The sequence below is a fragment of the Nocardia barduliensis genome (assembly GCF_013315795.1).
Taxonomy (GTDB): Bacteria; Actinomycetota; Actinomycetes; order Mycobacteriales; family Mycobacteriaceae; genus Nocardia; species Nocardia barduliensis.
In genome coordinates this window covers 1-21,157 of the sequence record NZ_JABLTE010000116.1, presented here as the reverse complement: position 1 = coordinate 21,157, position 21,157 = coordinate 1, and the positions used below count along the sequence as shown (strand labels likewise).

25 protein-coding genes are annotated in these 21,157 nt (G+C 70.8%); 12 read left to right on the top strand and 13 right to left on the bottom strand.

Translation table 11 applies throughout. The features are described from left to right. The coding region (locus HOV91_RS32730) for an integrase core domain-containing protein (RefSeq protein ID WP_174189129.1) at window positions 1-148 on the top strand (148 nt) is incomplete at its 5' end. Window positions 149-276: 128 nt separating this feature from the next. Here the strand turns inward: HOV91_RS32730 and HOV91_RS32725 are convergent. Beyond that, the gene (locus HOV91_RS32725; protein WP_174189128.1) at window positions 277-1,824 is read right to left on the bottom strand and encodes an MFS transporter; all 1,548 of its coding nucleotides are present in this window, start codon (window positions 1,822-1,824) and stop codon (window positions 277-279) included. Window positions 1,825-1,927: 103 nt separating this feature from the next. Here HOV91_RS32725 and HOV91_RS32720 point away from each other — a divergent pair, with 103 nt between their 5' ends. The 3 genes from HOV91_RS32720 to HOV91_RS32710 all read left to right on the top strand — a co-directional run bounded on the left by HOV91_RS32720 (window position 1,928) and on the right by HOV91_RS32710 (window position 6,970). Continuing rightward, a complete protein-coding gene (locus HOV91_RS32720) occupies window positions 1,928-2,596 on the top strand; it encodes a TetR/AcrR family transcriptional regulator (protein ID WP_174189127.1) in 669 nt (222 codons plus the stop codon). A 133-nt stretch (window positions 2,597-2,729) separates the two neighbouring features. After that, window positions 2,730-6,305, top strand: coding sequence for a cobaltochelatase subunit CobN (cobN, locus tag HOV91_RS32715; protein ID WP_174189126.1), 3,576 nt, complete (start codon window positions 2,730-2,732; stop codon window positions 6,303-6,305). 137 nt (window positions 6,306-6,442) lie between these two features. Beyond that, the gene (locus tag HOV91_RS32710) at window positions 6,443-6,970 is read left to right on the top strand and encodes a DUF8020 domain-containing protein (RefSeq protein ID WP_174189125.1); all 528 of its coding nucleotides are present in this window, start codon (window positions 6,443-6,445) and stop codon (window positions 6,968-6,970) included. Window positions 6,971-7,101: 131 nt separating this feature from the next. On the opposite strand, the gene HOV91_RS32705 is transcribed toward HOV91_RS32710, so the two are convergent. The 6 genes from HOV91_RS32705 to HOV91_RS32680 form a co-directional block, all read right to left on the bottom strand. Beyond that, the gene (locus HOV91_RS32705) at window positions 7,102-8,454 is read right to left on the bottom strand and encodes a cytochrome P450 (RefSeq protein WP_174189124.1); all 1,353 of its coding nucleotides are present in this window, start codon (window positions 8,452-8,454) and stop codon (window positions 7,102-7,104) included. 116 nt (window positions 8,455-8,570) lie between these two features. Next, window positions 8,571-8,942 carry an STAS domain-containing protein gene (locus tag HOV91_RS32700; protein ID WP_217441395.1) on the bottom strand — a complete coding sequence of 124 codons (372 nt, stop codon included), beginning with the start codon at window positions 8,940-8,942 and terminating at the stop codon, window positions 8,571-8,573. Window positions 8,943-9,323: 381 nt separating this feature from the next. Next, on the bottom strand, window positions 9,324-9,581 hold the full coding sequence (locus tag HOV91_RS32695; protein ID WP_174189123.1) for a DUF4235 domain-containing protein: 258 nt from the start codon (window positions 9,579-9,581) through the stop codon (window positions 9,324-9,326). Beyond that, window positions 9,578-9,973 (bottom strand): DUF3618 domain-containing protein, encoded by a 396-nt coding sequence (locus HOV91_RS32690; RefSeq protein ID WP_174189122.1) that lies wholly within the window; start codon window positions 9,971-9,973, stop codon window positions 9,578-9,580. Before HOV91_RS32690 ends, HOV91_RS32695 begins: the two co-directional genes overlap by 4 nt. Continuing rightward, on the bottom strand, window positions 9,970-10,386 hold the full coding sequence (locus tag HOV91_RS32685; RefSeq protein WP_174189121.1) for a phage holin family protein: 417 nt from the start codon (window positions 10,384-10,386) through the stop codon (window positions 9,970-9,972). The genes HOV91_RS32690 and HOV91_RS32685 overlap by 4 nt, the downstream gene beginning before the upstream one ends. Window positions 10,387-10,552: 166 nt before the next feature. Further along, window positions 10,553-11,107: a TerD family protein gene (locus HOV91_RS32680; protein ID WP_174189120.1), complete on the bottom strand. Its 555-nt coding sequence runs from the start codon at window positions 11,105-11,107 to the stop codon at window positions 10,553-10,555. A gap of 335 nt (window positions 11,108-11,442) precedes the next feature. Here HOV91_RS32680 and HOV91_RS32675 point away from each other — a divergent pair, with 335 nt between their 5' ends. Then, entirely contained in the window at window positions 11,443-12,180 is a 738-nt protein-coding gene (locus HOV91_RS32675; RefSeq protein WP_174189119.1) for an anti-sigma factor, read from the top strand. A gap of 28 nt (window positions 12,181-12,208) precedes the next feature. On the opposite strand, the gene HOV91_RS32670 is transcribed toward HOV91_RS32675, so the two are convergent. Beyond that, window positions 12,209-13,312: a glutamate--cysteine ligase 2 gene (locus HOV91_RS32670; protein WP_174189118.1), complete on the bottom strand. Its 1,104-nt coding sequence runs from the start codon at window positions 13,310-13,312 to the stop codon at window positions 12,209-12,211. A gap of 132 nt (window positions 13,313-13,444) precedes the next feature. On the opposite strand from HOV91_RS32670, the gene HOV91_RS32665 reads away from it, so the two are divergent. After that, on the top strand, window positions 13,445-13,780 hold the full coding sequence (locus HOV91_RS32665) for a hypothetical protein (RefSeq protein ID WP_174189117.1): 336 nt from the start codon (window positions 13,445-13,447) through the stop codon (window positions 13,778-13,780). Between the two features lie 75 nt (window positions 13,781-13,855). Continuing rightward, a complete protein-coding gene (locus HOV91_RS32660) occupies window positions 13,856-14,806 on the top strand; it encodes an FAD-dependent oxidoreductase (protein ID WP_174189116.1) in 951 nt (316 codons plus the stop codon). 13 nt (window positions 14,807-14,819) lie between these two features. On the opposite strand, the gene HOV91_RS32655 is transcribed toward HOV91_RS32660, so the two are convergent. Next, a complete protein-coding gene (locus HOV91_RS32655; RefSeq protein WP_174189115.1) occupies window positions 14,820-15,197 on the bottom strand; it encodes a hypothetical protein in 378 nt (125 codons plus the stop codon). 208 nt (window positions 15,198-15,405) lie between these two features. Here HOV91_RS32655 and HOV91_RS32650 point away from each other — a divergent pair, with 208 nt between their 5' ends. Next, window positions 15,406-16,674, top strand: a complete 1,269-nt coding sequence (locus HOV91_RS32650; RefSeq protein WP_174189114.1) for a PucR family transcriptional regulator — start codon at window positions 15,406-15,408, stop codon at window positions 16,672-16,674. On the opposite strand, the gene HOV91_RS40295 is transcribed toward HOV91_RS32650, so the two are convergent. Next, the gene (locus tag HOV91_RS40295) at window positions 16,611-17,381 is read right to left on the bottom strand and encodes a histone deacetylase (RefSeq protein WP_246351279.1); all 771 of its coding nucleotides are present in this window, start codon (window positions 17,379-17,381) and stop codon (window positions 16,611-16,613) included. The two genes, HOV91_RS32650 and HOV91_RS40295, sit on opposite strands and share 64 nt — an antisense overlap. A 47-nt stretch (window positions 17,382-17,428) precedes the next feature. On the opposite strand from HOV91_RS40295, the gene HOV91_RS32640 reads away from it, so the two are divergent. Beyond that, entirely contained in the window at window positions 17,429-17,608 is a 180-nt protein-coding gene (locus tag HOV91_RS32640) for a hypothetical protein (protein ID WP_174189113.1), read from the top strand. Here HOV91_RS32640 and HOV91_RS32635 read toward each other — a convergent pair. Further along, the gene (locus tag HOV91_RS32635) at window positions 17,605-17,868 is read right to left on the bottom strand and encodes a helix-turn-helix domain-containing protein (RefSeq protein ID WP_174189112.1); all 264 of its coding nucleotides are present in this window, start codon (window positions 17,866-17,868) and stop codon (window positions 17,605-17,607) included. The genes HOV91_RS32640 and HOV91_RS32635 overlap by 4 nt on opposite strands. Window positions 17,869-17,972: 104 nt before the next feature. On the opposite strand from HOV91_RS32635, the gene map reads away from it, so the two are divergent. Further along, window positions 17,973-18,737 carry a type I methionyl aminopeptidase gene (gene map, locus HOV91_RS32630; RefSeq protein WP_174189111.1) on the top strand — a complete coding sequence of 255 codons (765 nt, stop codon included), beginning with the start codon at window positions 17,973-17,975 and terminating at the stop codon, window positions 18,735-18,737. A gap of 17 nt (window positions 18,738-18,754) precedes the next feature. Here map and HOV91_RS32625 read toward each other — a convergent pair whose 3' ends face one another. After that, window positions 18,755-19,471, bottom strand: coding sequence for a DUF8817 family protein (locus HOV91_RS32625; RefSeq protein ID WP_174189110.1), 717 nt, complete (start codon window positions 19,469-19,471; stop codon window positions 18,755-18,757). A 110-nt stretch (window positions 19,472-19,581) separates the two neighbouring features. Here HOV91_RS32625 and HOV91_RS32620 point away from each other — a divergent pair, with 110 nt between their 5' ends. Together HOV91_RS32620 and HOV91_RS32615 are read left to right on the top strand one after the other, a co-directional pair. After that, window positions 19,582-20,130, top strand: a complete 549-nt coding sequence (locus HOV91_RS32620) for a PadR family transcriptional regulator (protein ID WP_174189109.1) — start codon at window positions 19,582-19,584, stop codon at window positions 20,128-20,130. A 65-nt stretch (window positions 20,131-20,195) separates the two neighbouring features. Continuing rightward, window positions 20,196-20,579 carry a PPOX class F420-dependent oxidoreductase gene (locus HOV91_RS32615; protein WP_174189108.1) on the top strand — a complete coding sequence of 128 codons (384 nt, stop codon included), beginning with the start codon at window positions 20,196-20,198 and terminating at the stop codon, window positions 20,577-20,579. Between the two features lie 9 nt (window positions 20,580-20,588). Here HOV91_RS32615 and HOV91_RS32610 read toward each other — a convergent pair. Next, on the bottom strand, window positions 20,589-21,157 hold a 569-nt coding region (locus HOV91_RS32610), incomplete at its 5' end, for a metallopeptidase TldD-related protein (protein WP_246351277.1).

Sequence of the window (21,157 nt, the reverse complement as noted above, 5' to 3'; positions counted from 1 at the left end):
CTTTGCCCGCCACTACCAGTCCGAACAAGCCAGACGAGCCGCCCTACCGGCCTGGCTCCACGCCTACAATCACCACCGGCAACACTCCGCCATCGGTAAGAAGACCCCCATCAGCCGATTGACCAACGTCCCTGGGCCGTACATCTAGGTCCGGTGCGGAGCGGGCTGGTCCGCGACCCGAATCGAGTTCGCGCGCAACGGTTTCCTTGCGCGCTGTCGCCTCGATGGTGTCGTGATTCGAGGGGTCGCGCCGCGACGGCACGGCGCGAGCGAGTATCACGGCGTCGTCGGTTGCGTTTCCGGTCGCGGGGCCGCGGCTTCCGCTTTCGCGCGGCCCGGCGCCCACACGCCGATGAGGATGGCGGCGACACAGGTGAGAATGCCCAGGGCAAGCGCCGACTGCTGGACGCCGTAGACGAAAGCCGACTCGGCGAACTCGGCCAGCGGCGCGGCTTGCGGGCCCACCCGGTCGGTGACCTGCAGCGCCGCGGCCAGCGAGTCGCCGACCGGTTCGCGGAGCTGTTCGGGCACTTTCGGCAGGGCGGGCGCGATGCGGCTGCTGTACCCGGCGGCCAGGATGCTGCCCGCGATGGCGATGCCGACCGCCGCGCCCACTTCGCGCGCGGCGTCGTTCACCGCGGCGGCGACGCTGTGCTTCGCCGCCGGGGTGCCCGCGATGATCGCGGCCGTCGCGGGTGCGGTGCACAGTCCGGTGCCGCCGCTCATGATCAGGAGCGGCCAGAGCAGGTCGACGTAGGTGCTGTCGACGTCGAGGCCGGCGAGTGCGATGAGCGCGATCCCGATGCTCGCCAGCCCGCCTGCTATCGGCAGGCGCGGTCCGACCCGTTCGGCCAGCCGGGGCGCCACCGCGGAGATCACCACCATCGGCACCACCATCGGCGCCATCGCCAGCGCCGACATCAGCGGCCGGTACCCGAGGATCAGCTGCAGGAACTGGACCATCAGCAGGAAGGTTCCGAAGCAGACGAGGAACTGCACGGTCACCGTCGCCGTGCCGGAACCGAAGCCTCGATGGGGGAACAGGCGCACATCGAGCAAGGGGTGCGCCACCCGGGTCTCGACCACCACGAACGCCACCGCCGCCAGCACCGCCACGACGGCCGTGCCGATCACCATCGGATCCAGCCACCCGCGCTCCGGCGCCGCGATCGCGGCCACCACCAGCGATCCGACGGCCGTGGCCGAGGTGAGCGCGCCCCACAGGTCCAGCCTGGGACGAGCCACGTCGACCGACTCGGGCAGCGTGCATCCCGCGATCATCAGCAGCAAGCCTGCGACGGTCATGGTGAGGAAGATCGACACCCACGACCACAGCTCCAGCAACAGGCCCGACCCGAGGATGCCGAGCACCGCGCCCGCGCCCGCGACGCCCGCCCACAGTCCGACGGCATCGGCCCGGCGTGACTCGGGAAACCCGGCGGTGATCAGCGACAGGGTCGAGGGCATGACGAGCGCCGCGCCCACCCCCGCCACCGTCCGGCCCGCGATCAACCAGCCGGGCGTGTCGAGCAGTACGGGTGTCGCCGAGGCCACCGCGAACACCAACAGCCCGATGATCAGCACGACGCGCCGCCCGTACCGGTCGCCGAGCGCGCCCGCCGGGAGCACCAGGCAGGCCAGCGCCAGGGTGTACCCGTCGATGATCCAGGTGAGCTGGTGCTGACTGGCCCCGGTCGCGCCGGCTATCTCCGGCAGCGCCGTGTACAACGCCGCCATCGAGGCGACGACCAGGGCCACCGTGGCGCAGGAGATCGCCAGCATCCACCGCTGAGCGGCTGACAAACGCGTCGTGGTGGACTCCATGGCGCCTCCCGGCAGAACAGAACTGTCAGTATCGCTACGCTACTAGCAGTATCATAAGTTGACCGGGTGGCGATAGGCGTCCCGGAGGAGGAATGTTCGACCCATGACCGGTGCTGCCCGACCGACCCCGCCGCACCCCGAGTCCGGTGACGATGTCGATCCCCGCAAGCTGCGCTCGCGCGCCAGACTGCTCGACGCCGCCACGGCTCTGCTGAAAACCGGTGGGCTGGAGGCGGTGACCGTAGAAGCGGTCACCACCATGTCGAAGGTCGCGCGCACCACGCTGTACCGGCATTTCGACAACGCCATGCAATTGCGCGCCGCCACGCTGGAGCGTCTGCTTCCTCCGGTCATCGAGGCGCCGCCCGCCGGGCCGCTGCGCGTGCGCCTGACCGAATTGCTCATCAGGCAGGCCGCGGTGATCAACGAGGCCCCGCTGCAGATATCCACGCTGGCCTGGCTGGCCACCGGCGAACGCGGCGAACCCGGCGCGGGCCCGGCGTTCACCTCGCTGCGTCAGCGGCTCATCGAGCAGTACCGCGAGCCGTTCGACCAATTGTTCGGCGATCCGCAGGTGCGCGCGCAGCTCGGCGAATTCGACGTGATGCTCGCCCTGGCCCAGCTCGTGGGTCCGATCGTCTTCACCAGGCTGGTCGGCTTCCCGCCCACCACCGCGCAGGAGTGCGCGCGACTCGTCGACGACTTCCTGGCCGCCCGCGATCGTGACCACGGCACCGGACACGCGCTCGAGGATGATCGCGGCGGCGGGTAGGCTCGGCGTGCTCGGCGGACGACGAGGAAACCGGTGGAAGTCCGGTGCGGTCGCGCCACTGTAGAAAGCCAGACCCTCTCCGGCGAGCAGCGAACCCCTTGATGGGCGCGTCACCCGAGGAAGGCTGCCACCTGTGATTGTGCTGTTGTCCACGTCCGACACCGATCTGCTCAGTGCCCGCGCCAGCGGCGCCGACTACCGCTGGGGAAATCCGGCGCGCCTGCTGGTCGACGACCTGCCCGGTCTGCTCGACGGCGCCGACCTGGTGATCGTGCGCATCCTCGGGGGCAAGCGAGCCTGGGAGGACGGACTGGAGGCGCTGCGCGCGAGCGGGATTCCGCTGGTCGCGCTCGGCGGCGAGCTCGCCCCGGACGCCGAGCTGATGGAATGCTCCACCGTTCCGGGTGGCGTCGCGGCCGACGCGCACAACTACCTTGCCGCAGGCGGCCCGGAGAACCTGCGGCAGCTGCACAATTTCCTGTCCGACACCGTGCTGCTGACCGGCCACGGCTTCGAACCGCCGATTCAGCTCCCCAGCTGGGGCGAACTGGACCGGGCCGCCGCCACGCCCGCGGACGGGCCGACCGTCGCGGTGATCTACTACCGCGCCCAGCATCTGGCCGGAAACACCGCCTATGTCGACGCCCTGTGCACCGCCGTCGAACAGGCGGGCGCGCGGGCGCTGCCGCTGTACTGCGCGTCGCTGCGCACCGCCGAACCCGAGCTGATCGCCACGCTGCGCCGAGCCGACGCCCTGGTGGTGACGGTGCTTGCCGCGGGCGGCACCAAGCCCGCCACCGCGTCGGCGGGCGGCGAGGACGAGGCATGGGATGTCGGTGCGCTCGCCGACCTGGACGTGCCGATCCTGCAAGGACTGTGCCTGACCACCGGCCGCGACCAATGGGAGGCCAACGACGACGGGCTCTCCCCGCTGGACGTCGCGACCCAGGTCGCCGTGCCGGAATTCGACGGGCGGATCATCACGGTCCCGTTCTCCTTCAAGGAATTCGACGCCGACGGCCTGTCCACCTACGTCCCCGATCCCGAGCGGGCCGCCCGTGTCGCGGGCATCGCGACCCGCTATGCGCGGCTGCGCCATATTCCGGCCGCCCGCAAGCGGGTCGCCGTCATGCTGTCGGCCTACCCCACCAAGCACGCCCGCATCGGCAACGCCGTCGGTCTGGACACCCCGGCCAGCGCCATCGGTCTGCTCACCGAAATGCGCCGCGCCGGTTACGATCTCGGTGCTCCCGGCGAGGTCCCCGGCCTGGACGAACAGGACGGTGACGCGCTCATCCACGCCCTGATCGCGGCGGGCGGCCAAGACCCCGACTGGCTGACCGCCGAACAGCTGGAGGGCAACCCGATCCGCATCGGCGCGGCGACCTACGCGGCCTGGTTCGACACCCTGCCCGACGACCTGCGCGACGCCGTGGTGGACGCGTGGGGCCCGCCGCCGGGCGAACTCTACGTCGACCGCTCGTCCGATCCGGACGGGGAGATCGTCATCGCCGCGCTGCGTTTCGGCAACGTCGTGCTCATGGTCCAGCCGCCGCGCGGTTTCGGCGAGAACCCCGTCGCGATCTACCACGACCCCGACCTGCCGCCCAGCCACCACTACCTCGCGGCCTACCGGTGGCTCAGCGACCCACAGGGTTTCGGAGCCGACGCGATGGTGCACCTGGGCAAGCACGGGAACCTGGAATGGCTGCCCGGCAAGACGCTCGGCATGTCGGCCTCCTGCGGCACCGACGCCGCCCTCGGCGACCTGCCGCTGATCTACCCCTTCCTGGTGAACGACCCGGGCGAGGGCACACAGGCCAAGCGGCGCGCGCACGCGACCCTGGTCGATCACCTGATCCCGCCGATGGCCCGCGCCGAGAGCTACGGCGACATCTCGCGTCTGGAGCAGTTGCTCGACGAGCACGCCAACATCTCCGCGCTCGACCCGGCCAAGCTCCCCGCCATCCGTCAGCAGATCTGGACGCTGATGCGCGCCGCGAAGATGGACCACGACCTCGGCCTCACCGAGCGCCCGGACGAGGACTCCTTCGACGACATGCTGCTGCACGTCGACGGCTGGCTGTGCGAGATCAAGGACGTGCAGATCCGCGACGGCCTGCACGTGCTCGGCCGCGCGCCGGTGGGGGAGAGCGAACTCGACCTGGTGCTGGCCATGCTGCGCGCGCGTCAGCTGTGGGGCGGTGAGCGCAGCGTGCCCGGCCTGCGCGAAGCACTCGGCCTGGACGAGTCGGGCGGCGAGGCGCGCGAGCGCGTCGACGCGGTGGAAGAACGCGCCCGCGCGCTGGTCGCGGCGTTGCAGGCGGCGGACTGGTCGGCGGACGCGGTCGACGGTCTCACCGACAACGCCGAGGTCCGCCGCGTGCTGCGGTTCGCGGCCCGCGAGGTGGTGCCGCGCCTGCGGCAGACCGGCGTCGAGATCGCGCGGGTGCTGCACGCGCTCGACGGCGGGTTCATCCCGGCCGGGCCGAGCGGCTCGCCGTTGCGCGGTCTGATCAACGTCCTGCCGACCGGACGCAACTTCTATTCGGTCGACCCGAAGGCCGTGCCGTCCCGGCTGGCCTGGGAGACCGGACAGGCCATGGCGGAATCCCTGCTCGACCGCTACCGGGCCGACCACGGCGACTATCCGCGGTCGGTGGGTCTGTCGATCTGGGGCACCTCCGCCATGCGGACCTCGGGCGACGACATCGCCGAAGTCTTCGCGCTGCTGGGCGTCCGGCCGGTCTGGGACGAGGCGAGCCGCCGGGTCCGCACGCTGGAGGTGCTCCCGCTCGACGAGCTGGGCCGTCCCCGCATCGACGTCACGGTGCGCATCAGCGGCTTCTTCCGCGATGCCTTCCCCCATGTGCTCGCTCTGCTGGACGACGCGGTTCGCCTGGTCGCCGACCTGGACGAGCCGGTCGAAGCGAACTACGTGCGCGCGCACGCCCTCGCGGATCTCGCCGAGCACGGCGACCAGCGGCGCGCCACCACCCGCATCTTCGGCTCGAAACCGGGCACCTACGGGGCGGGGCTGCTGCAGCTGATCGACGCGAAGAGCTGGCGCACCGACGACGACCTCGCCCAGGTGTACACCGCATGGGGCGGCTACGCCTACGGGCGCGATCTCGACGGCGCGCCCGCCGCCGAGGACATGCGCGGCGCGTATCGCCGAATCGCGGTGGCCGCCAAGAACACCGACACCCGCGAGCACGACATCGCCGACTCCGACGACTATTTCCAGTTCCACGGCGGCATGGTGGCCACGGTGCGTGCGCTGACCGGCAAGAATCCGGAGGCCTATATCGGCGACAGCACCCGTCCGGACGCGGTGCGCACCCGGACGCTGTCGGAGGAGACGACGCGGGTGTTCCGCGCGCGCGTGGTGAATCCTCGTTGGCTCGAGGCCATGCGCAGGCACGGTTACAAGGGCGCGTTCGAGATGGCGGCGACCGTCGACTACTTGTTCGGCTACGACGCCACCACCAACGTGGTAGCCGACTGGATGTACGAGAAACTCACCGAGAGCTACGTTTTCGACGACGTGAACCGGAAGTTCATGGAGCAGTCCAATCCGTGGGCGCTGCACGGCATTGCCGAGCGGCTGCTGGAGGCGGCCGAGCGGAAGCTGTGGGAAAATCCCGAACCGGACACGCTCGACCGGCTGCGTCAGGTCTACTTGGCGACCGAAGGCGAGCTGGAGTAGCGGAAGGCCCTGGCTGGCAAGACATTTCGGGCATTCTCAGTTGCCGGAGACAGTGATGCGTAACCTCTATAATCGCTAGTGCTCCACGGCTGTACCCAGGTAACGACAGATCGAATCTGCTGAGGATGGGAAGGCTCATGAAGTTCACGAAATTGGTTGCGACCACGTTGCTGACCATTGCCGCCACCGGCGTGACCGCGGCGACCGCGTACGGGCAGACCGAGTTCGACAGCCCCGCGCTCAGCGCGAACGACAGCGGTGTCGGTTACACCGCGACCGTCGCGCCGGACCGGTCGAGCGCGGCGGTCACGCTCGATTCCGGCACCTTCGCTTACCTGCCGGACGGGGAAATCGCGGTGGTCGGGCCCGACGGCGCGGTGCTGACGACGGTGCCGACCACCGTGCAGTCCGCGTTCGGACAGCAGGTCGGTGTGACGCCGGACATCGATGCGGCCGGGACGACATTGACCTTGACGCCGGTCGGCGCCGCCGTGCCGGAGCCGGGCGCGCCGCGGTTCATCGGTGACCCGGCGACCACCCTGGGCGGGTTGGCGATCGGCTGTGCCGTCGGTGCGCTGATCGGGCTCGTCTTCTTCGTGGTCGGGGTCTTTCCCGGCTGCGTGGTCGGCGGCCTCATCGGCGCCGCCGCGGGTGCCAGCCGGTAATGCTGAACTGACCCGCGGTGACGGTATCGGCCGCGCTCGGCGCTCCGGCGCCGAGCGCGGCCGTTCGTCTCTCTGCCCGCAGCGTTCGTTCCCGCACTGCCCGGCCGCCCGCCGGAACGCGCGACGGGCGCTCAGCCGGCCTGTGTCATGCACGGCTCGACGGTGAAGTCGAGACCGAAGTTGTTGAAGGTCACCGGCAGCGGGCCGTCCGGGTTCGGGCGCGGCGTGGAGCGCAGCCGGAAGTCGGCCGAGGTGAGCAGGTGTGCGAGCAGCGTGCTGGTGACGAACAGAACCAGATTGCGGCCGGGGCAGTCGGCCGGGCCCGCGCTGAACGGCACCAGTTGCGGATACTGCTCCGCGCGGCCGTCGAGCCAGATGTCCGGGACGAATCGGTCGGCGAACGGCAGCAGATCGGCGTCCCGGTGGAAGGCCGGAACCGCGATCATCAAGGCGGCACCGGCCGCGATGGTGAAGCGCTCGTCGCCGTCGCGCCAGTGGGTGTCGGCGGTGATGTCGCGCAACAGCATGGGCGTGGTCGGCCACAGCCGCACCGACTCCAGCACGCAGGCGCGCAGATAGCCGCGCAAATCGACGCGGCCCGGGTCGACGGCGTCGGCCAGCGCGCGGGCGTGATGCTCGGGGTGGGTGCTCAGCACCGCCAGTGCGCGGCTGAGCGCGATGCCCGCCGCGTCGAAGGCGAACAACCAGTGCGGTATCTGCCCGACCGGATCGGTGGCCCCGCCCGCGGGCACCGCGGCGAGCGCGCCCGCGAGGCTGTCCGGCGGAGCGGATTCGACGTGGCGGTAGAGCCGATTGGTGAACTGGTCGCGCTGCCTGCGATGCGCGGGCGCCAGGAACGACCAGTTTCCCGCCGAGCGCAGCCGGGAGAGTTCGTCGGTGAGGACGGTGTCGTCGCGTCCCCGCTCACCGAGGACGATCCGCCGCACCAGCCGCCACCATCGCGTGGTGAACTGCCGCGCGTCCAGGTGACCGCGGTGGAGGGCCGACACGATCAGCTCGCGGGCCTCCTCCGCGATGGCCTCGGCGAACGGCCCGGCCAGGCGATGCAGTGGCTCGGCCGAGTCCAGCGCGGCCTCGTTCACGGCGCGGCGCTGATCCCGGATCGGGCCCTGGGACAGCAGGACGCCGTGCGGCTGGAACTGGCGTAGCGCGGCGCGCTTCTCTCGATTGGCCGGGTGAAACGGTGTCGGCGCGTCGGCCAGGACCCGCCCGACGTCCTGCGGGTCGAGAACGACCACGATCCGGCGGCCCGGCACCACGAGCTCGACCGGTCCGGCGCCGAATTCGCGCCGCAGTTGCCGCACGCGTTCGATAGCCCGGGAATCGGCCCCGGTGCGCTCGAGCAAGCCCAGGACCGGCCGACGCCGCGCGATGACGCCCGAAGCGACCGAGGCGAATCCGAGATCCGCCAATGCCGCCACAGCGGGCACCCCCACCAGTCGGTGTTCGCGGTTGTCTGCCATACGGCCTCCTTCCCGGTGCGCTCAATCGACACGATGCCGACGACCGGGCAAATACCCGGCGACGCCGGGTCGAAACCGCGACGGGTCTGCGCTGCACCTTCGCGGTGCCGGGAGGATCAGCTCGGTGACTGGCTCTCGTCCACCGCGAGCGCGTCCTCGACGGAGTCGAACACCGTGAGCAGCCGGTCCAGGGCGGTCACCTCGATCGGCCTGCGCGCCGCGTCGCTCGGGACGACGCGCAAACCGCCGGAGCCGGTGGCCTCCGAGGCGGCCAGCAGGACGCTGAGACCGGCGGAGCCGAGGAATCCGACGTTCGACATGTCCACCACGACCGCGGCGGGCGCGTCGCGCAGCGCCTCGTCGAGCGCCGACTGCAGGCGTGGCGCGGAGGCCATGTCTATCTCGCCGTGCACGGTGACGACCACCGTGGCGTCCGCCGACCGCACCTCGACCTCCAGCGCTCGGTGCGCGCTTTCGGAACTCACCATCCACCTCCCGTGCCGGCGAGGCGTCCTCGGCAGTACGCCACGTCGACCTCCGCTCCGGTTCGCGTCTCTGGCGCAATCGGGCACAGCGCAGAGAGCGAGCATTCCGCGGCCAACTTACCCCATCCAGCCGCGACACGATCAGCCTGTGCGGTGCGTCCCCCCTCGTGCCCGGCCGTATCGCGCCCCCGGAACGCGCCGTCGCGGCCGGTTGGAGAGCACTGCGCGCGTAGTCGCTGCGCAGGAGGTCTGGCAGGTCCGAGGAGCAGAGCGGCAAGAAAGAACACTGCCGCCGCCGTGATCCGGAACTCCTGAGCGGAGTATCCGAACTCACGGCGGCGGCAGTGAATCGAGCGGTAGCGCGGTGCGCTCTGGCCTGTGGCGCTACTCCGGCCAGGTGCCGGTGAGCGATTCGTAGCCGGTCGCGCCCGCGCGATCGATCGCGGCCTTGACCAGACCGAAAACGGCGCCTTGCAACGCCGCGGCGAACAGCACCTCGCGCCAGGAATGATCCCGCGCGGTGGACGCCGGGGCCTGCTCCTCACCCGTGATCTGCGTCCACACCCTGGTGAACACCGCGTTCGCCGCGAGGCCGCCGAGCACGCTGATCACCAAGCCGAGCGGTTTGTAGAGCGTCTTCATCGCCGCCTCCGTACGATCTGCCACACCACCGCCGCGATCACCGCCGCGCCGAGGGCCGCCGGGATCGGGTGCGCGCGCAACGCGCCACCGGCCTGCCTGCCGCGCGCGGCGACCGGCTCCGGTGTCGCGGCCGCCACCCGGTGGGCGAGGTCCGCTGCGCCCTTCCTGGCCTGTTGCGCCTTGTCCGTGACAGCGAGCGCCGCCTCGGAGGCCGCGTGCTGTGTCGCCTCGACGGCCTCGTGCGCCTTCTCCTTGCTCCGCGCGGGCACGTCGAGCTTGTGGCCGAGCTGTTCGACCGTCCTGCCGAGTTCGGCTCTGGCCTGATCGCGGTCGCGCCGCAGGGCCGCGACGTCGTCGGTGGGCTGCCCGGCCTGCGGTCGGCTGTCACTCATCCCCGCCTCCTGTCCTTGATCACCTCGATGTCCTCGCGCACACCCTCGACCGCCTCCTGGGGGATCGGCGGGTTCGCGTGCTCCACGCTCTTCTTCCCGGACAGTCCGAGGATCGCCGCGACCACCAGCAGCGCGCCCGCCACGATCAGCGCGGCCGCCCAGCCCGGCACCGCCTCGGCGAGGCCGAGCACCGCCGCGGCGACCAGCGCCGCCCCGCCGTAGAACGCCAGCAGCGCCGCGACGCCCGCCAGTCCCGCGCCGCGGCCGAACCGTTTGCCCTTCTGCCGCATCTCGATACGGGCGAGCTGGAGTTCGTCGCGGATCAGCCGGGACAGCTGGGCCGTGGCGTCCTCGACCAGCTCGGTGACCGACCGTGCGTTCGCCGGCGGGCGAGACTGTGTCGTCTCGGTCATGAGACCTCCTTCGGCATATCACACCTCCTGCACGGCGACTACCCGCGCGTCCGGATTCCAATCGGGCGCCGTGCCGCGGCGTAAGCGCCTTGGCGGGGGAACGGGCCGTCGCGCGATCAGGAAGCGCGACCTGCGTCGAAGCCGCTGGGAGGCAACCGAAGTCGCCTCACGCCCGGTCGAGGTAGTCGGCGAGCTGCGGAACAGCCTCGACCGGGTGCCTGGCCTGCAAGGCTTCGCCCACACCCTCGAACCGCCAGCCGCCCGCCTCGCGGCGCACTCGACCGAGCACCAGGCCGGTGTGCGAACCGCTGCGGGTCAGGTCGTACCGGGCGAGTTGGGTACGCCCCACCGTGTCGATCACCCGGCAGTAGGCGTTCGCGATCCGGTCGAAGGTCCGGCCGGTGTAGGAGGTGACGAGGAACAGGACCGTGCCGACGTGCGGCGGAAGCCGGGACAGATCGACGCTGACGACCTCGTCGTCGCCCGTGCCCGCCCCGGTGACGCTGTCCCCGTGCAGGCGCACGGACCCGTCCGTCGAACTGAGCTGCTCGTGGTAGACGACGTCCACGAGCCGGTCCGCGGCGAAGAGCAGTGCCGCCACGTTGAGGTCGATCTCCGTACGGCGGCCCAGCAGGCGCGGGCGCGCGGCCGGGTCCCAGCCGAGTGCCACGGTGACATGCGCGAGCGGGGTGCCGCCCTGGTCGCGAAGTTCGGTGCACATCGAGGTTCTCCTCTGCGCTGGAGAGCGGACAAGCGCGCGGGCCGTTCCCGTGGAGCGGAGGGGCACGTTCGGCCGAGACGATCGGGACGATCCGGCGGACGAGCAGCGTACCCGTGCGGGGGCGAAATATGGCGAGAATCCAATCCGTGCGGCGGTGCGCCGCGAAGTCAAGGCATGCGGGTTGGCACAGGGCAGGGGCGAGACCGCGGCGCGGGTCGAGCCACGCGCGATCGTCCGCCTGCGTGGTCTCCGGTCCGTTCGCACGCCGCAGTAGCGGCGGGCGCCCGATCGGCCGGTGGCGCGCACTGCGGGCGTCCTGGCGGAGGCGACCGGCCATGACCGACACCGAGCCGTGCCGCGCGGATCTGCTCGATCTGGCGTACCCCTACGCGATGGACGCGGTGGCCGAGATCGAGCGAAGGCACATCGACGATCGCATCGCCGGGGCCGATTCCGGCACCGCGGCGGCGTTCGCGGCCGCGGTGCGCGGGATCCGGGAGACGCTGGCGGCGCTGAGCGCGGCCGAAGCGGTCAATCCACCGCCCACGCTGGAGTCAAAGATCCTGCGGGCGATCGACGACTCGGCTCCGCCTGCGCGCCACCGTCGCCGTGCTCCGCGGCGGCTGGTCGAGCGGCGCCGCCTGGTCCGGCTGGCGGTCGCCGCCGCGGTCGTTATCGGTGTCGGAGCGGGCACGGTGGTGGTGGCCGAGCGGATCGCCGGCACGCATACCACCCCGATCACCGCCGAGCAGATCCTGGGGCATCCGGATTCCCGTACCCGCGTGGTCGAACTGCCGGTCGGGGGCACGCTGCGGGTGAGCGCCTCGGACCGGCTCGCCGCCGCTGCGGTGATCTTCGACGCGGTACCCGCGCCACCGCCCGGACAGGCCTACCAGCTCTGGGTGGTGTCCCCCGGGGGGACCGCGCGGTCGGCCGGTGTGCTGACCACGGTGCCGTCGAGTGTGGTGGCGACCGGGTTCGGCCGGACTGATGTCGTCGCCGTGACGATCGAACCCGCGAACGGATCGCCACGACCGACCTCACCGCAGCTCGCGACCGTCGAGCTCAGCTGAGCCACGCTGCGCCAGCTGCCGTAGCCGGCTACTCGCAACCTTCGAGGGTCGCCCGCGCCACCTCCTCCACGACGTCGTCGACCGCGTCGCGCGCTCGCAGCGCCGTCACCTGACGGTGCGCCCCGTTCCCCCGCGCGAGCAGGCGAGCGAACGCCTCGTCGACGAACTCGCGGTCACCGGCCTCCTCCAGCGCGGGTGCGACATGGTCGATCAGCCGGTTCAGCAAGGTGCGAACCGGCGCCACATTGCCGTCGCGGGGATCGACACCGTCCCCGGCCAGTCCCGAACGCGCCGCTTTCCAGTACGCCGCCCGCAGCACTTCGGCGGGCACCGGCGGCGCGACCTCTCCGGCGGCCAGCGACCTGCGCGCCGTGCCGACGATCGCGCGCACCAGCGCCGCCAACAGCGCGGTTTCCTCGACCGTCGCCGGGATGTCGCTGACCCGGATCTCGACGGTCGGGAACGAGACCGACGGCCGGACGTCCCAGTAGACCATCTGCTTGTCCAGGATGCTGCCGCTGTTGAGCATCATCGCGACCATGGCCTCGTAGTCCCGCGCGGACTCGAAGTACGGCGGCGGCCCCGCGCTGGGCCAGCGTCGCCACAGGATGCTGCGCCAACTGGCGAATCCGGTCTCGGTGCCGCGATAGATCGCCGAATTCGCGGTCATGGCGAGCAGTTGCGGCAGCCAGGGCCGCAAATGGTTGCTGACCTGGATCGCGGTTTCGGCGTCGGGTACGCCGACGTGCACGTGGCACCCCGACAATCCCTGTTCGTGGGCCAGCATGCCGAAGTTCTCGGCGATGCGCTGGTAGCGCGGGGTATCGGTGACCGGGAACTCGTGCGGTACGGTCGGCGGGATACCGACGGCGAGCAGGCGCGCGTCGTTGCGCTGGGCGCACGTGGCGATGCCGCGGCGCAATTCGCGCAATTGCCGGTGCAGCGCGGCGATGTCGGTGTGGACCGCGGTGCTGGCCTCCACCTGACAGCGCGTCAGTTCCAGTTGCAGGTCGATGCCGAGTTCCTCGGCGGTGCGCGCCACCTCGACATTGCGTGCCAGCGGTTCGCCGGTATGGGGGTCGACGAGCAGGAACTCCTCTTCCACACCCACGGTCAGGCGGCCATCGTCCATGCCGTTCGCAATACCCACGTCCCGGTCGGCTAGTCAGCTCATCGCGGTCGAGTCCGCGTTTCCGGCGCGGTTTGAACGGTGCGGAGACGGCAACGCGAACGGCAAGGGGGCCGTACGCAGAGGAGATGTCGCATGTTTCGGATCGCTCTACGTCTCACCGCGATCGGGGGCTGTGCCGTCGTGGTGGCCGCCGGTGGCGCGGGGCTGGCCGCCGCAGGCCCGACGTTGTCCCCGGACACCCAGGAGGAGGGTGCCATCGCGCTGGGCAGCCAGCCGCCGTCGGAGAACTGGGATTGTGTACTGATCGGCTCGGCCGAGCAGGCCGGTCCGCGGGTGGACGTGGCCCGGACCGGGGAGAGCCGAGGCGGTTTCGCGGCGGGCAGCACCGTGGCCGCGACCTGCGTCGGGCCGCAGTGGCCGATGGTCGCCACGACCACCGGCGTCACGTCGCTCGACGACGCCGACTGACCCCCCACCTCGCGCCTCCCAGGGGCGGTGCTGCGGAAACCGCGCGGGTCCGACCGGCTCGATAGTCTCGCTCCCATGCGGATCGTCGTCCTCGGCTCGGGCATCTCGGGCTTGTCCACCGCGGCCGAACTGCTCAGAAGCCGCCACGAGGTGATCGTCGTCAGCGCCGAGCCGATCACCGCGACCACGTCCTTCCTGGCCGCCGCGGTATGGTTTCCGACCGCCGCGGGCCCGCCCGAGCGTGTCCGGGCCTGGAGCGAGACGACTTTCGAGCACTTGGCCGGGTTGGCCGCCGCCGGTGCGCCCGGCGTGCGCATGTGTTCTTCCTTGGCGTTGTATCGCGACGAGCCCGCGATTCCGGAGTGGTCACGATCGGTGCGCTCGTTCCGGTCGGCCGGCCGGAACGAACTACCCCCCGGCTACCGGTTCGGGTTCCGTTTCGAGGTTCCCTTGGTGGAGATGCCGGTCTACTTGCCGTTCCTCAGCGCCCGAGTGGACGCCGCGGGCGCGCGCCGCGTGGTGCGCTCCGTGCGGCGCCTCGACGATCTCGCCGACCTGTCGCCGGACGTCGTGGTGAACTGTGCCGGTCTGCGGGCCGCGGAACTCGTGGCGGACCCGGAGGCGTATCCGATCCGCGGCCAGATCGTCCGGGTCGCGAATCCGGGTCTGTCGGTGTCGGTTCGCGACGAGGCGCACCCGCTCGGGCGCGCCTATGTTCATCCGCGTGCGAACGACTGTGTCCTGGGTGGTTCCCTGGACACCGGCGAGTGGGACACCACGCCGAATCCCGATCTCACCCGATCGATTCTGCGGCGCTGCCGAGAGCTGGCGCCCGCGCTCGCCGACAGTGCGGTCCTGGAGACCGTGGTCGGGCTGCGCCCTGGTCGCCGTGAAGTCCGGGTGGAGCTCGACACCACCGTGCTGCCCGGGATACCCGTCGTCCACAACTACGGTCACGGCGGCTCCGGCATCACCATCGGTCACGGATGCGCGCTGGAGAGCGCCGCTCTCGTCGCGGCGCTGTGAACGGCGGGCCGGATCAGCCGGCGTAGCTGCGCGCCACCACGGAGTTCAGCGCCTCCAGGAATTCGCTGAGGACGCCGGGCTCGACCCGCTCACGCGGCGTGCGGCGCTCCGGGGAGTCGGTCGCGGGCGCCGCGAGACCCGCGTCGACACTGTCGCGCAGGACGGCGTGCACGGCTTCGATCGGGATGCCCGCCTGGGCGCACCGGGCGGCCGCGTGCTCGAACCGGCCCAGCGCCAGACTTCCCGCGGCCTCGGCCGCGTCGACCAGCACGAGCGCCAGTTCCAACCCCATGCGGATCAGCGCGTCGGGGCCGCTGCGATCGGTGCCGCGATCGAATCTCGGGGACGCCTCGGCGATGACGCGATCTTCTTCGTGCGGGCCGATATTCATGGCCCTCCCTCCGCCCGGCGACCCTGCTGCTACCGACGTTACGACGGGGATCGAAAGTTTTCGACCGCGCGAATGCGAGTTGTGAGGCTTCACAGAACGGAGCCGCCGAGGTGGGGCGGTGTCCCCAACCGCGGGCTCGCCCCTCGGCACGTCGTTCCGGTCAAGTTACCGTTGAGTACTTTCCGCGATCGGGGAGGGAAGGAGTCACATGTCCATCACCGATTCGGCAGGTCCGGATCTGACCCTGTCGGGCCGCCCGGCCAGTTCTTCACTACGGGACGTGCGGAATCTGTCGCGCAAAATGGTCGGCCACTTCATCGAGACCGTCGCGCACTGCCGGACCCTGCCCGGCGAGGCGCTCAACGGCGACATCACCAACATCACCCGCCTGTGCCTGGAACTGGCCGTCAGCATGCTCGACGGTGGCGACATCCCCGAGAAGACCCTGCTCCTGCGCAACGCCGCAGCGGGCTGGGCGCGGGAAGGCATTCCGATCGACACCATCCACCACGCCGTGCACGAGGGTTTCAAACTCGGCTTCGATTTGATCGTCGCGAACGCGACCGCCGCGGACTTCGACAGCCTCAAGGACATCAGCCGCCGCCTGCTGGAGATCCTGGACACCATCACCTCGACCGTGTCGCGGGCGTACGTGACCGAACTGCGCGCCGTGGTCGGCGAGCATCACACGGCCGCGCACACGCTCGCCTCTGCCCTGCTCGGCGGGCACCCTACCTGCACCATGGCGCGCGAATGCGGCATCCAGATCGCCGACACGTATTCGGTTCTCGCGCTGGCGATCCCGCCCCACCCCGACGAGCGCAACCCGCAACTGGACGGTGCGGTGGTCGCGCGGCGAAAGCTGCGCAGGGTGCAATCCGAACTCGCGACCCGCTGTGGTGAGACGGCGCTGTCGCTGCTCAGCGTCGACGGCGGTACCGTCCTGCTGCCGTCGGTGTCGCCGGAGGACAAGACGCTCGACGAACTGGTCGAGAGCCTCGGCCGCGCGGCCCAGGTGCCGATCGCCGCGACGGTGATCGCCGCGACGCCGGTCGAGGTGCCGACCGCCGCCGATCGCGCGCACGAGTTGCTCGACATGGTGCAGCGGCTGCGCTGGACCCGAGGGCTGTTCCGCTTCGACGACCTGGCGCTGGAATACCAGCTCACTCGCCCCGGCCCCGGGCTGGAAACGCTTCGCACCCTGCTCGATCCACTGGACGAGCACCCCGAACTCCTGGAAACGCTCAAACGCCATATCGGCACCAATCTGAACCGCCAACGCACCGCGCGATCGCTGCACATTCACACCAACACGGTGGACTACCGGCTCAAGCGCATCGGCCAGCTCACCGGATTCGACCCCGCCCAGGCCTCCGGTGTCTGGTATCTGCGCGCCGCGCTGGTGGCACGCAGCTACCGGGACTCCGAGGACCGGAGGCCAGTCGGCAGGTGGGCCGGGGCCGCGGCCTCCTCGTAGGGCCGGACCTCGCGGGCGCCGAGCAGTGCGTGGACCGTCTCGGGGGTCCATCGACGGTCGGCTCCCGGACGGGTGGCGAGGTAGCCCGCGGTCGCGTGGCGGGACCAGCCGTGCGCGGCGCGCAGGCCCGCGGCCAGGTGCCGCAGGTAGGCGGCGGCGGGCGGATTGCCGGGCACGTCGCGATAGCGCCAGGGCGCGGTGAAGGTGAGCACGGGGTGCCCCGCGTGGGTTCCCGCGCAGACCAGGGTCTCGTACCGTCCCGGCCCGAGCGTTGTGGTGCCCGCCTCGATCACCTCGGTCAGGTCGACCTCCGTGCCAGGGGCGCGGTACATCTCCTGCGCCACGATGTCGGAGAACTGCGCGGCCGTGAGCAGATGGGCGTGCACGGCGATCTCGCCCGGACAGCCCGGGTCGTAGAACGCCCGGCCGCCGGTCCAGGTCAGCGATTCGGTCGCGAAGTACAGCACGCCGGACAGTCGCAGCGGGATCGAGCGGATCGGGTCGGCTCGGTCGCGGCAGCCGGGGAAGGTGAGGGTTCCCCCTTCGGGCCTGCCGCCACGAAGGTAGGCGCGCAGCCTGGCCAGGCTCATGTTCGAGCCGTACGCGGCGTACCAGACCAGATCCCCGCTCGTCTCCTGCCGGTCCGCGTCCGGTTCCGCTCGGGGCGCCGCCGCAGCGGCGGTGCCGTCGGGGTGCCAGGCCGTCATGGCCTCCATTGTGGGCTTCTCGCCGCGGCGCGCGCACCCAGGGATCGGTGAGCCTCGGCGGAGGTCTCGCCGGGCGGCGCGCGTCCTCGACGCGGACGGTACGCAGCGCGGACATGGTCGCGGACGAGTGCGACGTTCTCGGCGAACTCGCCATTCGCGGGCACGAGCTGCCGCGCGGCGCCGACGCGTCCGTCGGCATCGCGATCGTTCCGAAGCCGACGTCCTAGGCCGACTCGGCCAGCCCCGCGGACCGCCAGATGTCCGCGAGATCGTCGAGCGGGACAGACAGTGCCTGGCCCAACGCGACCACCGTGCCGAAGGCGGGGGAGGGCAACCGGCCGGTTTCGATCTTGCGCAGCGTTTCCGGGGAGATCCCGGCGGCGCGTGCGACCTCGGCGAGTTCGCGGTCGGCGCGGGCGGCGCGCAGGGCGGCGCCGAGGCGGCGGCCCGCGTCGATCTGCGCGGGCGTCAACGGGAGGCGGACCATGCGCTCAGGTTACGGACGGTATTTAAATACCGCAACCAGCGTGGCTGGTATTAAAATACCGACGCGACTATCGTGGTATTAAAATACCGCGCATTGGAGGAACGATGGTCGAGTTGAAGAGCCCCGCGGAGATCGCGCGGATGCGAGTGGCGGGGCGCTTCGTCGCCGGTGTGCTCGCCGAATTGCGTGAGCGCGCCCGCGTGGGGGTGAACCTGCTCGAGCTGGAAGCGCACGTGCGCGAGCGCATCCGGGAGCGCGGCGCGCAGTCCTGCTACTGGGACTACGCGCCCTCGTTCGGGCGCGGGCCGTTCCGCAACACGGTCTGTCTCTCGGTGAACGACGCCGTGCTGCACGGGCTTCCGTTCGATTACTCGCTGCGCGACGGTGACGTGCTGAGCATGGACCTCGCGGTCGGGATCGACGGCTGGGTCGCCGATGCGGCGACCACGGTCGTGATCGGATCACCCGCGCCCGAGGACGTGCGGTTGGTGCGAGCCACCGAGGACGCGCTGGCCGCGGCGATCGCGGTCGCGCTGCCGGGCAACCGCATCGGCGACATCTCCGCCGCCATCGCCGCGGTGGCGCGCGCGTACGGCTACCCGGTGAACACCGAATTCGGCGGTCACGGCCTCGGCCGCACCATGCACGAGGACCCGCACGTGCCCAATCACGGCCGCCCCGGGCGCGGCTATCGGCTGCGGCCGGGACTCGCCATCGCCATCGAACCCTGGTTCGCGCGCACGACCGACCGCATCGTCACCGATCCCGACGGCTGGACCATTCGCTCGGCGGACGGCTCGCGCACGGCCCACTCCGAACACACCGTCGCGATCACGCCGGACGGGCCGCAGGTCTTGACCGCGGCGTGAGGGGTCGCGCCGAGTGGCTACATCTCGGACAGCCAGGCGGCCAGCTCGTCGGCGGCGCGCAGCTCGTCGGCGACGGACGCGCGTTCCTCGGCGGACAGCCCCATTGCGCGCAGCTCGGCCCGGAACTGCTCGGCGCGGCCGGGATCCTCGCTGGCGACAGCCAGTTCGGCCAGGGCCGCCAGCGCCCGGGCCACCTCCAGTCGCGGCGCTTCGGCGCGGAACCGGCCGAGACCGACTTCGAGCACGCGGAACGCGGCCTTGTCGTCGTTCTTGAAGTCGCGCAGGATGCGGGCGTTGTCCAGCACCTTGGCCAGTCCGTCGAGTTCCTTGGATCCGCCGTATTCCACTTTCGGGGGTTCGTCGCGCTGGATGTAGATCACCTGATTGCCCGCCGGGTCGACGAGAGTGAACCGGGACTGTCCCGGCCGGAAGCGGGTGATCCGGGGCAGTCCCTTCGCGGGAACCCTGCCGTAACGGGTGCGCAACGCCGCGGTGAAGACCTGATGCCTGCTCGCGACGTCATCGACCATGACCAGGCAGCCGGCCCGTTCGGCGGGTATGTCGCCACCGCTGGGTGGCGACACGAAATGCAGCGCGCAGCCGTGATCCTCCACGACGCCGTAGACGTAGGGGCGAATCTGCTCGTGGGTCACGGAGTAGCCGAGCGTTTTGTAGAAGTCCAGCGTGCCGGACAGGTCTCCGGTCCAGAGCTGCGGTACTGCCGTATCGGCCATTGGTCCTCCTGGTCACCTGCGGTGGTCAAACTTGACTAGCTGAGTTTAGGGCGGTGGTGCGCCGGAATTCAAACTTGACTACCATCCCTCGGGAACGAAAGGAGTTCGCCGTGTCCGCCGTGCGCCTGCTGGTACTGGGGGTGATGCGCCTGCGCCAGCCCGTGCACGGCTATGCCGTGCGTCGGGAACTGCTGTCCTGGCGCGCCGAGACCTGGACGAACGTCAAACCGGGCTCGATCTACCACGCCCTCAAGCAGTTGACGCGCGAGGGAAAGCTGAGCACCTTCGGCACCCAGAACAGCGACCAGGGGCCGGGGCGCACCCTGTACGAGCTGACCGAGGCGGGCGAGGCCGAGTTCCGCAACCTCATGGACGAGGCGCTGGTCAGCATCGACATGGAGGAACTCGGCGCGGCCATCGCCTTCATGGACGCGCTGCCCCGCTCGCACGTCATCGCGAAGCTGCGCGAACAGCGCCGCCGCAGCGAGGAGGTGCGCACCGGCCTGCTGGCCATGATCCCGGACTTCCCCGGGCGGTACGAGGCGCCGCACGCGACCGATCTGCTGGAGTTGTGGAGCGGCGCGTTCGACAACTTGTCGCAGTGGACCGCGGGCGTGCTGGCACGCCTGGAAGCGGGGGAGTACCGGCTGCCGGAGTAGGTCCGCGGCGAGGCGCCGTGGACTTCCGCCGCTCGCCGCGCCGGGACGCGGGATACGCTGCCGACATGACGAATTCGCTGGACGCCGTCGCGAAGGCCGACTACGTGCTGCTGACCACCTTCCGCAAGGACGGAACGCCCGTCGGCACCGCGGTGTGGGCGGTCTCCGAGAACGGCAAACTGTACGTCTGGACCGTGACCGACAGCTGGAAGGTCAAGCGACTGCGGCGCAATCCGGCGGTCACTCTGCAACCGTGCAGCGCGACCGGCAAGCCGCACGGCGCGGTGGTCGAGGGCACCGGGCGGATCCTCGACGCCGAGGGCACCGAACGGGTGCGCAAGCTGCTGCGGCGCAAGTACTGGCTCACCGGTCCGCTGATCATCTTCGGCAGCAACCTGCGGCGCGGCAAATCCGGGACCATCGGCATCGAGATCACCCCGGCCGCTTGACCCCCGGCCTCAGGTCGCCTGGCTGACCGACGACATGTGGAAGTCCGGAATCCGCAACGGCGGCATGGCGGTCCGGGTGAACCAGTCCTTCCATTCGCGCGGCAGCGTGAGTTCGGTCGCGCCCGCCTCGCTCACCCGCCGGAGCAGGTCCAGCGGGCTCTCGTTGAACCGGAAGTTGTTCACCGCGGCGGTGACCTCGCCGTTCTCCACCAGGTAGACCCCGTCCCTGGTGAGACCGGTCAGCAGCAGCGTCGCCGGATCGACCTCCCGGATGTACCACAGCGTGGTCAGCAGCAGGCCGCGCTCGGTGCGGGCGATCATGTCGTCGATCGTGGCGTCCGAGCCGCCGGTGAGCAGCAGGTTCTCTCCGGGGACGGTCGGGGGCGCGTCGAACTCGGCGGCGGTGGCGCGCGGATAGATCAGCGCGGAGACCACGCCGTCACGCAGCCAGTCGACGCGCTCGGCGGGCAAGCCGTTGTCGAACACCGACATCGATTCCGACGACGCGGTCGCCGCCACGAAGGGGCGGTACTCCAGCCCGGGGGCGTGCGGGTCAGAGTAGAGCGTGAGCGGAATGT